The organism is Paenibacillus sp. FSL R5-0486 (genome assembly GCF_037975155.1).
GTDB lineage: Bacteria > Bacillota > Bacilli > Paenibacillales > Paenibacillaceae > Paenibacillus > Paenibacillus amylolyticus.
This window is the reverse complement of sequence record NZ_CP150237.1, coordinates 5,108,348-5,119,290: the sequence shown is the minus strand read 5'-3', so window position 1 is coordinate 5,119,290 and position 10,943 is coordinate 5,108,348. Positions and strand designations below refer to the sequence as shown.

Genomic DNA, 10,943 nt, shown 5'->3' with positions numbered 1-10,943 from the left:
AGGAGGTGATTAGGTATGCATAATCGACTCATTGCAATCATTGGCGCAGGGGTGATGGGATGCGCCACAGCACTGGATGTCGCGAGGGCTGGTTATCGTGTAATTTTGCAGGATATTTCGGCGTCGGTCATCGAACACGCCCCTGATGTTATACGTCGTGAATATCGTTCAGCTTGCTTTCTGAAGCAAGGGTACGGTCAGGTGCCCCTGGATCAGATCATGGAACGAATCTCGTTCCAGACACAAGATGAAGGGGTGGAAGAGGCAAGTATCATTATTGAAAATGTAACCGAAAACCTGGAGTTGAAAAAGGAAGTTTACGCACGACTATACCACAAGGTTCGTCCGGATGCTTTATTTGCGCTAAATACAAGCTGTATTTCCGTGACAAAGCTCGCTTCATTTTTGCCTGACCCAGGTCGAGTCATTGGGGTGCATCTGATGAATCCGGTTCCCGTTAAATCCATGGTGGAGGTGATCAAAGGACATCATACAACACAGGGTACGGAACATGAGATGGTAGCGTTTTTGGAAACTCTTGATAAAAGTCCAGTTGTCATAGAGGATCTGCCCGGGTTTGTCTCTAATCGCCTCTCGCACTTGTTAATGAATGAAGCGGCGTACATTGTACAGGATGGAATCGCTACACCCGAGCAGGTGGACGCCATTATGAAGAAGGGCTTCAATTATCAGATGGGGCCGCTGGAGACGGCGGATCTGATTGGTCTGGATACGGTCGTGCTTTCATTGAAAGTATTGTACGACAGCTATCAGGACCCCAAATTCCGATGCTGTCCGATGTTGCAGAAAATGGTTGATGCAGGACAGTGGGGGCGGAAGACGGGTCAAGGATTCTATGCCTACTAAGATGAAGGGTGGCATGACCATGGAAAAGCTCAAGGATATCAAGTGTATTGTTTGGGATCTGGACCACACCATATGGGATGGGGTTTTGCTTGAATCTGCAGATGTGCAACTGAAGCTGGGCTTAAAGGAGGTGATTGAAAAACTGGACCAGCGAGGTATTTTGCACTCTGTTGCCAGTAAAAATGATGCAGAGCTAGCTTGGGCGAAACTAAACGAACTGGGCATCGCCGAATATTTTCTGTATCCCGAAATCCATTGGGATGCGAAGTCCGTCTCTGTTCAGCGGATTCAGCAGAACATTAATATCGGCATGGATGCCATTCTGTTTGTGGATGATCAACCTTTTGAACTGGAAGAAGTGCAAAGTGTACATGCTGACATCCAGGTACTTCATGCGGATCAATATGAAACCATGCTTGATGACCCAAGGCTGATGCCCCGATTCATTACAGCCGACTCTGCGTGCAGAAGGCAGATGTATCAGGCGGATACGCTCCGTAAACAGGCTGAAGAACAGTATGAAGGACCTTCAGAACAATTTCTGGCTACGCTCGGCATGAAATTTTCCATCTACGAGGCTACTGAGGATGATCTTCAACGTGCAGAGGAACTTACCGTTCGCACCAATCAACTAAATGCAACGGGAATTACCTACAGTTACGAGGAGCTGCATCAACTGATGACCTCGCAGGACCATATGTTATTGGTGTGTGAACTCGAAGACAAATACGGGACGTATGGCAAAATTGGGCTTGCACTTATTCACATGCAGCAGAAAGTATGGCGGCTAAACATGCTTCTGATGTCTTGCAGAGTGATGTCCAGAGGAGCAGGGAGTGTACTGCTAACGTATATCATGCGTGAAGCTCAGAAGCAGGGCAAACAGATGCTTGCGGACTTCAGGGATACCGGAAGGAACCGGATGATGAATATCAGCTATCGCTTTGCCGGTTTCAAGCAGCAATCTGCAGATCAGGAAGGAAGAGTACTGTTTTATCATGATTTACAGCAGGCTGTAGAGTTTCCAGACTACATTGAGGTTTTAGTGCCCGAGGGGCAACATCAATAACAAGGGGGAAGGGCAGTGGATTATCGTCAGGAAATTCGGGAGTTTATCGGGAACAACCTCACCATGGATCATGAGGACACTCAAATTAATGATAATGACAATTATTTTGAGCAACGGTTCGTCAATTCGCTCTTTGCGATGCGTTTGGTGGACTTTGTAGAGCGTAGATTCCAGATTGAGATAGCAAATGAAGATCTGGATTTGGCTAATTTCTGCACGATTAACCGTTTGCATGATCTTATTGAGAGAAAGTTGACTGAGAAGGAGGCGGCACTATGATTACAGCTAATCAGGCATCCATTCGTCCAGTCACAAGTCCGGCAACCAGCCCGTCCAACAAATATATGTATTTGTTTTTGGGAATTTCCTTTGGCACATGTTATGGAATCGCAAGTTTGTTCATGTTCTTTGCGGATTTTATTGTACCCATAACAGGTGAGTTAACCTTGATGCATCCACTTGCGATCGTTGCTCTGTATTCACCTTCCATTGCCGGATTAATTACATGTTATGTGATGGGCGGAAAGGAAGCATTAAAAGGAATGTTTATGAAGCTGGTTCCGCGCAGACAGGACCTGTTCTGGATACCGCTCATTATTGGAATTTCCATCATCTTTGCATCAACAATGCACTTTGGTTCCTTGTTATTCGGCATACCGGTCCCTGAGCTGACATATAGTGTACCTGAAATGATCTGGTTGGGAATTGTGAATCTGATCAAGGAGACGGGGCTGATTGGTGGGCTGTTTGGCTGGATCGGATTTTTGCTTCCATTCTTGCAAGGGAAGTTAAAAAATAATATAACAAGTGGTCTGATTACCGGCCTGTTGTTCGGATTATGGGTGCTTCCGGGATACTTGATTTCCTCTTTTGGCACCTCAACCACTTACATATACTACGTTGTTCAGCTTATGGCATTTATCGTGTTCCAAAGTTATATCTTCAATGCAACCAAAGGTACACTTCTGTTTTATCTGCTTGCATTCTGGCTTGTAGCTACAGGAAGTCAAATTGATTTGTACTACTTTAATCCGCAAGTTCAAATTATGCAATTTTTCTTTTTTGCAATATCGGCTATTGTCATACATGTCATCTTCAAGCGTAAAAATGTGGATACTTCACTTCAGACATTCCCTGCATATGTTCTGGAAAGAAAGTAAGCCTGGTTATGGTGGTGGATAAGTGATGGAACCGATCTATTTGGAGCAACTACAAAAGGGGGAGGGAAACAGACAAATGGTCTGTTTTCCTTATCTCGGTGGCACCTCCAACAGTTTTCAGCCCCTAGTGCCGTACCTTCCTGACACGGAAATTTGGGCGTTTACGCCCCCGGGTCATGGTCTGAACACCGAAACACCCCTGGAGCATATGCAGCAACTCGTAGAACTGTATACCAGCAAGCTGCTGGATGTTATACAGCCCGGCAGTCTGTTATTTGGACATAGTCTGGGAGGGATTACAGCCTACTTCGTTGCGCAACGCTTATGTCAGGAACGTCCAGATGTAGCTAAAACGTTACGGCTTGTGTTATCTGCCTGCAACACGCCTGACGAATGCGGGATGCAGAATTATGATCGGATGTCAGACGAAAATCTGATTAATCATCTGTTTTCCTATGAAGCTCTCCCGCAAGAACTGATACATGAAAAAGAATTATTGAATTATTTTCTGCCCGTCATCCGGGCGGATTTCAAGATGCTGGAATCTGCAGCAACGCTTGAATATGAGCCGCTCTCATTGCCGGTATTGTATCTGTGGGGAGAACGGGATCGTACTGTTACCCTTCAATCAGCGTTGAGATGGGGCCGATATTTTGGCACATCCATGAAGCTTCAAACCATCAAAGAGGGTGCTCACATGTTCATGATGCATCAACCTTCAACGGTGGCGCATTGTCTGACAAGCTTTATGACTCCAGATAAATAGGAACAACTTGTAGATGAGAGGAGCCATGTTCGTTTATGCTGCTACGAATGCTGAGAAACGATATAACGAGAAAAAAAGGGATTACGGCTGCGTTGTTTATTTTTGTACTGCTGGCCGCCTTGCTGGTATCTTCGGGGTCACGAATGATTATGGAACTGACGAGTTCCATCCAATATCTATTTTCTGAATCCAAAACACCACACTTTGTGCAAATGCATGCCGGAGAACTCGATCAGGTCAAAGTGAACACATGGGCTGAAGAAAATGCTATGGTCCAGCAGCATCAGATTGTGGAAATGGTCAACATTGACGGCTCTAATCTGTTTCTCGGAGCAGAGTCCGAAAAGAACAGCGTTATGGACATTGACTTTGTTACACAGAATCAGGGTTTCGACTATTTGTTGAATCTGGACAGTGAGATTATTCAGGTGAACGATGGCGAGATCGCGGTTCCGGTATATTACATGCAACAAAAAAAATTGAGCGTGGGCGACCAGGTTCGGATCGATAATGGTCAATTTGAGCGTTCTTATACCATCGTTGATTTTGTCCGTGATGCTCAGATGAATCCATCGGTTGTGCACTCCAAACGTTTTATTGTGAGTGCAGGGAATTTGCAGGAACTGAAGCAGAGCATCGGAGAGATGGAGTACCTCATTGAATTCCGGTTGACGGATCCCGGACTGACAAGTGAATTTACCCAGGCTTACCAAAATGCCGGACTTCCTAACGCGGGTCCAGTCGTAACCTATGGGCTGTTCCAGGTACTGAATGCGATGACCGACGGAGTTATTGCAGCCGTTATTATTCTGGTCAGTCTTGTGCTGATTCTGATTGCAATGCTTTGCATCCGATTCACGATGCTTGCGACCATCGAAGAGGATTATCGTGAGATTAGTGTCATGAAAGCGATAGGGATTGCAGAGAAGGATATTAAGAGACTGTATCTGATGAAGTATGTATTTATGGCGGGATTTGCATCCGTGCTTGGTTACATTGCATCACTTGGCGTTAACAGATTATTTGTTTCTAACATCATGTTGTATATGGGAAAAGCACCTGCAACCCTGTTGCATTTCGCGATTCCGTTATTAGCCGCTGGAATAATATTTGCCATGGTTGTTCTGTTTTGTCGAACAGTACTGCGGCGTTTTCGTTCCATCTCCGCGGTGGATGCTCTCCGTACCGGGAGCCTGGGAGATACACAGATCATTCGAAACCGGCTTAGTTTGTCCCGCAATCGCTGGTCTTCCGTACCTGTCTTTCTTGGTCTGAAGGAAGTGATACAGCGAATCAAGATGTTCCGATTATTGTTATTTGTCTTTGTAGTCAGTTCATTTATCATGATTGTGCCGGTCAACTTCCTGAACACTTTGCAGGCGCCAAGTTTTATTTCTTATATGGGTGTTGGACAAAGTGATATTCGCATTGACTTGAGGCACACAGACGATGTAGAGCAGCGTTATGACAATCTGGTTACCCAGATCCAAAATGATAAAGACATCAAAACGTATTCCCCATTGGTAACAAGCCAGTTCAAGATTAAAAATGCGGAAGGAAGTTACGACAATCTGAGTGTAGAAACTGGAGATTTCAGTATTTTCCCATTGTCTTATGTTAGCGGTAATGCGCCAACAACCGAGAATGAAATTGCGTTATCTGATGCCAACAGTAGCGAGCTGCGCCTGAAGACTGGTGAGCAACTTACCTTGCTGGTTAATGGCAAGGACCAGATAATGACGGTCAGCGGAATATACCAGGACGTTACGAATGGTGGGAAAACGGCGAAGGCCTTATTACCTTACAACAAGGATAGTGTGTTGTGGTATGTGGTCAGTTTGGATCTGAATAATCGCGGGGACATGGCTACCAAAATTGCTGAATATGAGACGGCTTTCTCGCCAGCCAAAGTAACCGATCTTCAAGGTTATCTGGATCAGACGTTAGGCGGAACCATCCAACAATTGAAAATGGTGACGATGCTGGCCTTGGTCATCGGTGTCTTCATATCTATTTTAATTACAGCACTGTTCCTTCAGATGTTAGTAGCCAAGGACAACAACGACATTGCTGTACTAAGAAGCCTTGGGTTTGCCTTGTCTAAAATCAAGTTCAAGTATGTCGTGATGTCACTTGTCATATTAATCTTAGGGGTTGTTACTGGAACGATATTGTCCAATACGTTGGGTCCGTTGCTGGTTAGTGCCATTATGTCGACGTTTGGTGCTTCCAATATTGTCTTTGTTGTTAACCCGTTACAGGCATATATTTTGTGTCCATTGTTACTTGCAGGCACGATTGTACTAACAGCATGGATTAGCATCCAATCGATCAAGGAAACAAGCATATCCAAAATGATTGTCGAATAGGGAGGATCAACGATGACAACTATACTTGAGGCTAAAGACGTGAATAAATCCGTAGCGATCGGCGAGAATGAAGAACATAACATCTTAAAAGATATCAACCTTCAATTAAAAAAGGGAGAATTTGTTTCCATCATGGGGCCATCTGGCTCAGGCAAGTCTACCTTACTGTACAACATAAGTGGTATGGATCAGATTAGTGCTGGAAGTGTCTATTTTAATGGCAAAAAAATATCGGCATTTGAGGAGAGGGATCTGGCAAGTCTACGTTTGACCAAGATGGGATTCATCTTTCAAAATATTCATCTGCTCAAGAATCTGAATCTATTAGACAATATCGTACTTTCCGCGTATCTGGCCAAGAATAGCAGCAGAGAAACGATTAATACACGGGCAATGTCATTAATGAAAAAAATGGGGATTGATGAGTTGGCTGGGCATAACATCACCCAAGCCTCAGGCGGACAGCTTCAACGGATTGCCATCTGCCGTGCGCTGATCAATAATCCAGATATTTTATTCGGCGATGAACCAACGGGGGCGCTGAATTCCAAATCAACGTATGAGATCATGGACATTCTGGGCGATATTAATGCAACGGGAACAACCATTCTGCTGGTGACCCATGATGTGAAAGTCGCTGCCAGATCGGAACGTGTACTGTTTATGATGGACGGTAAGCTGGTTGCAGACAGAAATATTGGAAAATATGCAAGAGAGCGTCAGGATCTGAAAACAAGGGAAAGCCATTTGGCGCAATGGTTGACTGAAATGGGGTTCTAAAAAAAGAACTCCATGACTACAATAGACCGACAGTCGGTCGAACGTATCGGAGGCCAGGATATGAGACTGATAAAAAACCCGGAAGAACGCAGGAACGAGATTTTGGATGCCGCCGAGATTCTGTTCATAACAAAAGGGTACACCAAAGCTACGGTCATGGATATCCTTCAGGCGTGCAACATTGCCAAGGGTACATTTTATTATTATTTTCAGTCCAAGGAAGAGGTCATGAACGCCATCGTCATGCGTTTTATTCTGAGCGGGGAGGCATCGGCCAGGCACGTGGTGTCCGATCCCAAACTGAATGCCCATGACAAAATTTTTCGCATCATGATGGCGCAGAATCAGCCTGACGGCAGAAAACATGATCTCATCGAGCAATTGCACAGTGTTCATAATGTGGAGATGCACCAAAAGAGTCTTGTTGAGACGGTAATTCGATTAAGTCCCATCTTGGCCGAGGTGGTAGAGCAGGGCATTCAGGAGGGGGTATTTCATACACCTAACCCAAAGGAATCCATCGAATTCCTGCTCGTATCGTCACAATTTTTGCTGGATCGAGGCATCTTTCAATGGGAGGAGGAAGAACTCCAAAAAAAGGTTGAAGCATTCACACATATTATGGAACGTGTGCTGGGAGCAGAACAAGGAAGCTTCGCCTACGTCACTCGTCTCTATTTTCCGAATCAAGGTTAGCCGAGAAAGGAGTATCATCCATGGAACATACCGTTCAAAAATCATTTAAAAAGTTTCTGGTCGTATGGTTCGGTCAGCTCATCTCCATGATTGGGATTGGACTTACTGCCTTCTCCCTGGGGGTGTATGCCTTCGAAAAAACGAATACGGCAACAAGTGTTGCATTGATTACCTTATTCACGTTTCTGCCGAATATCCTGCTTCGACCTATTGGAGGGGTACTGGCAGACCGATTCGACCGTCGAACGATGATGATTATCGGCGACCTGGGGTCGGCAGCCGGTTTGATTTTCATTCTGTCCATTATGCTCACAGGTGATATCCAATTATGGCATATCTACGTGGGAGTAGCCTTTAGTTCCGTGTTCTCCGCGTTGCAGAGCCCGGCATATAAGGCCTCTGCTACGGACCTGCTGGATAAGGAACAATTCTCGAAAGGAAGCGGTCTTGTACAACTGGCTGAATCCTCGAAGTTTCTGTTTTCACCGATCATTGCGGGCATTCTGCTTAGTATAACAACCATTGAAGTCATTCTGGTCATTAATATTCTGACATTCCTGGTTGCCATTCTGGCTGTGCTGGTTATTCGGAAGAGCATGAAGGTGGAGCGAGAGGATCGAGAAGGAAAAAACTGGATCACCGATATTCAAGAGGGCTGGAGAGAAGTTGTAACCAACAAGGGAGTACTGTTGCTGGTGGTGATTATTTCACTTGTCACCTTTTATCTGGGATTCCTGGAGACACTCATTGGTCCGATGCTTCTGTCATTCACGGATGCCAAGACACTTGGAACGTTTCAGTCTGTTAGTGCCATCGGCATGCTGATTAGCAGCTTGTGCATCGGCATATTTACAATAACAAAGAGATACGCAAGTGTGCTTGTGATGGGTCTGATTTTGTGCGGTTTGTCCTTTTCACTTCTGGGCATATCCACCAACATTTATTTTATTATCTTCGCAGGTTTTCTGTTCCTGTCATCACTGCCGTTTGTCAATATGAGCGCAGATGTACTGGTGCGAAACAATATCGCCAACGATAAGCAGGGCAGGGTATGGGGAATCATTGGTATTCTGTCACAACTCGGGTTTATTATCGCGTACAGTTTGGCTGGTTTTCTGGCCGACCATGTGTTTAATCCGTTACTGATGGAGGGGGGAGCACTGGCTTCGTCTGTTGGTCAAATTATTGGAACTGGGCCAGGCAGAGGTATTGCCTTTCTGTTTATCATCGCGGGTCTGTTTGTTATTCTGATCGCAATAATCACATCCCGTTTGAAAATGATCAAATCTCTGGAGCAGAGCCCAGATATAGCGGCTCCATCCGATGTTGGCGGGTTGGCGCACGATTAATTCGAATCCAACAGCGTAAGCCCTTGTCCGCAGCAGCGTGTGATACTTCTTCTGTACGAAGAAGTTATTCACACGATGAGCAGACAAGGGCTTTTTTGTGCTGAGGAGTCAGAAGATGTACTTAGACAAGAGTGTTTGTGTATTTGGATTGTCGGTGGAGCTTACCCTTTAACCGCCCCTGAAGTTAGTCCTCCTACAATATACTTTTGCCCAATGAGGAACACAATCAACACAGGCAATGACGTGAGCACGATATCGGCACTGACCAGATTCCACTGGGCACTGAATTGTCCAAAGAAGTTATATACAGCCAGCGTCATCGGCCACATCTCCACTGTATTCAGCATATAGAGTGGGGCAGTAAACTCATTCCAGACACTCAGGAAATTAAGAACAAATACCGTTACCAGCACCGAGGTTAACAAAGGTACAATGATTCTCAGAAACAGTTTGATCCCATTACATCCGTCCATGATCGCGGCTTCATCCAGCTCCTTCGGGATGTTAGACACAAACGCATATGTAATGAACAGCGAGATTGGAATACCCATAGCCGTATAGAGCAGAATCATGCCGACATGTGAATTAATCATACCCATCGACTTCATGACTTCCATCAGCGGAATGTAGTTGAGCGGTAGGGTGATACCAAGAATCAGGAAGAAGTACAGAAACTTGCTGAGCCTCGAATGGTTGCGGGATAACGTGAAGGCCGAGAAGGCCACAACAAACACCAGTAGCAGAGAAGAAGCCCCAGAATGTAGCAGACTGTTGAAAAAGGAACCGCCCAAATGTCCCTGTTCATAGACAATTTTGTAATTTTCGAAAATAAACTTCTCGGGCAGCGTCAGTTTAAGCACTTTGGCCTCGGCGTCCGACTTGAATGAATTCAGTACAATGACGACAAAAGGAATCAAGACCACCAGGCTAAGCAGCCAGGCGAGAGCATTTAACCCGATCGAAGCCAATCTTTTTCTCAATCGCATGTCAGTATTCCACCTTTCGGTTCATCAAACGAATGATGAAAAAGGAGATGATCGCCATGATGACAAACAGGATGGTGGATAGTGCACTTCCGAGTCCCCAATATCCTTTGGCAAAAGAGGAATAGACCGCCGTGTTAATGACATCTGTCGCGTTACCGGGGCCACCATTGGTTAACACGTATACGGCATCGAATACTCTCAGCCCGTATGTAATATTAAGTACCGTGGCGATGGTAATGGTAGGCATCAGCATCGGAATGGTGATACGGAACAACTTCTGCCCGAATCCGGCGCCATCAATGGATGCCGCTTCGTAATAATCACGTGGAATCGCGAGCAGTCCGGCGATGAACAGCACCATGATGTATCCCATGCCTTTCCACGTATCCACTGCCATAATGGATGGCATGGCCCAGGTCAGGGAGCCCAGCCAATTCTGTGCGAGAACGTCCAGTCCCATGGAACGCAGGGTTACGTTAACGAACCCGTTGTTGGGGTCAAGCAGACTTTTGAACACAAGCCCAACAATCAGGAACGACAGCACCTGCGGGGAGAAAATGATCATCCGGTGCAGATTGGCGGCCTTTACACCGCTGACCAACAGTAGAGCCAGGAACAAGCCCAGAACCGTCTTGGCGATGGATGTAACGAGGGTGAACAAGACTGTGTTTTTGATAAAAAGCAGATAGGTCGGATCACCCGCGAGAATGGTACGGAAATGCTCCAGACCGATAAAGTTCTTCTCCGAACTATAACTGTTCCAGTCAGTGAAGGAATAATAGATGCCCAGCAGGGCGGGAGCAACGATGAACAGCAGATATAACACAATTGCTCCAGATGAGAAATACCAGGGATAGATTTTGTTTGCATTCATAATCCGTAACACCTTTCCTTCCTGCCA

General features: G+C 45.6%; 11 protein-coding genes. 9 read left to right on the top strand and 2 right to left on the bottom strand.

Going from position 1 to position 10,943, the window contains the following annotated elements:
- Window positions 1-15 precede the first annotated feature (15 nt).
- The 9 genes from MKY01_RS22675 to MKY01_RS22635 are packed head-to-tail and all read left to right on the top strand — an operon-like array spanning window position 16 to window position 9,056.
- Window positions 16-867, top strand: coding sequence for a 3-hydroxyacyl-CoA dehydrogenase family protein (locus MKY01_RS22675; RefSeq protein ID WP_339283581.1), 852 nt, complete (start codon window positions 16-18; stop codon window positions 865-867).
- Between the two features lie 19 nt (window positions 868-886).
- Window positions 887-1,936, top strand: coding sequence for an HAD-IIIC family phosphatase (locus MKY01_RS22670; RefSeq protein WP_282322135.1), 1,050 nt, complete (start codon window positions 887-889; stop codon window positions 1,934-1,936).
- A gap of 15 nt (window positions 1,937-1,951) precedes the next feature.
- The gene (locus tag MKY01_RS22665; protein WP_017687156.1) at window positions 1,952-2,215 is read left to right on the top strand and encodes an acyl carrier protein; all 264 of its coding nucleotides are present in this window, start codon (window positions 1,952-1,954) and stop codon (window positions 2,213-2,215) included.
- Window positions 2,212-3,096 carry a hypothetical protein gene (locus MKY01_RS22660; RefSeq protein ID WP_017687157.1) on the top strand — a complete coding sequence of 295 codons (885 nt, stop codon included), beginning with the start codon at window positions 2,212-2,214 and terminating at the stop codon, window positions 3,094-3,096. Before MKY01_RS22665 ends, MKY01_RS22660 begins: the two co-directional genes overlap by 4 nt.
- Window positions 3,097-3,121: 25 nt before the next feature.
- Entirely contained in the window at window positions 3,122-3,862 is a 741-nt protein-coding gene (locus MKY01_RS22655) for an alpha/beta fold hydrolase (protein ID WP_339283579.1), read from the top strand.
- 35 nt (window positions 3,863-3,897) lie between these two features.
- Window positions 3,898-6,231, top strand: coding sequence for an FtsX-like permease family protein (locus tag MKY01_RS22650; RefSeq protein WP_339283577.1), 2,334 nt, complete (start codon window positions 3,898-3,900; stop codon window positions 6,229-6,231).
- 12 nt (window positions 6,232-6,243) lie between these two features.
- Entirely contained in the window at window positions 6,244-7,011 is a 768-nt protein-coding gene (locus tag MKY01_RS22645) for an ABC transporter ATP-binding protein (protein ID WP_047843824.1), read from the top strand.
- Between the two features lie 60 nt (window positions 7,012-7,071).
- On the top strand, window positions 7,072-7,707 hold the full coding sequence (locus tag MKY01_RS22640) for a TetR/AcrR family transcriptional regulator (RefSeq protein ID WP_036615194.1): 636 nt from the start codon (window positions 7,072-7,074) through the stop codon (window positions 7,705-7,707).
- 20 nt (window positions 7,708-7,727) lie between these two features.
- Complete coding sequence (locus MKY01_RS22635; RefSeq protein WP_074095940.1) at window positions 7,728-9,056, top strand: MFS transporter; 1,329 nt, start codon at window positions 7,728-7,730, stop codon at window positions 9,054-9,056.
- A gap of 161 nt (window positions 9,057-9,217) precedes the next feature.
- On the opposite strand, the gene MKY01_RS22630 is transcribed toward MKY01_RS22635, so the two are convergent.
- Window positions 9,218-10,042, bottom strand: coding sequence for a carbohydrate ABC transporter permease (locus MKY01_RS22630; protein ID WP_036668529.1), 825 nt, complete (start codon window positions 10,040-10,042; stop codon window positions 9,218-9,220).
- A gap of 1 nt (window position 10,043) precedes the next feature.
- A complete protein-coding gene (locus MKY01_RS22625) occupies window positions 10,044-10,916 on the bottom strand; it encodes a sugar ABC transporter permease (protein ID WP_017687164.1) in 873 nt (290 codons plus the stop codon).
- Window positions 10,917-10,943 lie beyond the last annotated feature (27 nt).

Excerpts from the sequence above, each read along its gene's own strand:
- MKY01_RS22670 (WP_282322135.1), top strand. The coding sequence starts at position 887 with ATGGAAAAGCTCAAGGATATCAAGTGTATTGTTTGGGATCTGGACCAC.
- MKY01_RS22635 (WP_074095940.1), top strand. The coding sequence starts at position 7,728 with ATGGAACATACCGTTCAAAAATCATTTAAAAAGTTTCTGGTCGTATGG.
- MKY01_RS22645 (WP_047843824.1), top strand. The coding sequence starts at position 6,244 with ATGACAACTATACTTGAGGCTAAAGACGTGAATAAATCCGTAGCGATC.
- MKY01_RS22655 (WP_339283579.1), top strand. The coding sequence starts at position 3,122 with ATGGAACCGATCTATTTGGAGCAACTACAAAAGGGGGAGGGAAACAGA.
- MKY01_RS22630 (WP_036668529.1), bottom strand. The coding sequence starts at position 10,042 with ATGCGATTGAGAAAAAGATTGGCTTCGATCGGGTTAAATGCTCTCGCC.
- MKY01_RS22640 (WP_036615194.1), top strand. The coding sequence starts at position 7,072 with ATGAGACTGATAAAAAACCCGGAAGAACGCAGGAACGAGATTTTGGAT.
- MKY01_RS22660 (WP_017687157.1), top strand. The coding sequence starts at position 2,212 with ATGATTACAGCTAATCAGGCATCCATTCGTCCAGTCACAAGTCCGGCA.
- MKY01_RS22625 (WP_017687164.1), bottom strand. The coding sequence starts at position 10,916 with ATGAATGCAAACAAAATCTATCCCTGGTATTTCTCATCTGGAGCAATT.
- MKY01_RS22675 (WP_339283581.1), top strand. The coding sequence starts at position 16 with ATGCATAATCGACTCATTGCAATCATTGGCGCAGGGGTGATGGGATGC.
- MKY01_RS22650 (WP_339283577.1), top strand. The coding sequence starts at position 3,898 with ATGCTGCTACGAATGCTGAGAAACGATATAACGAGAAAAAAAGGGATT.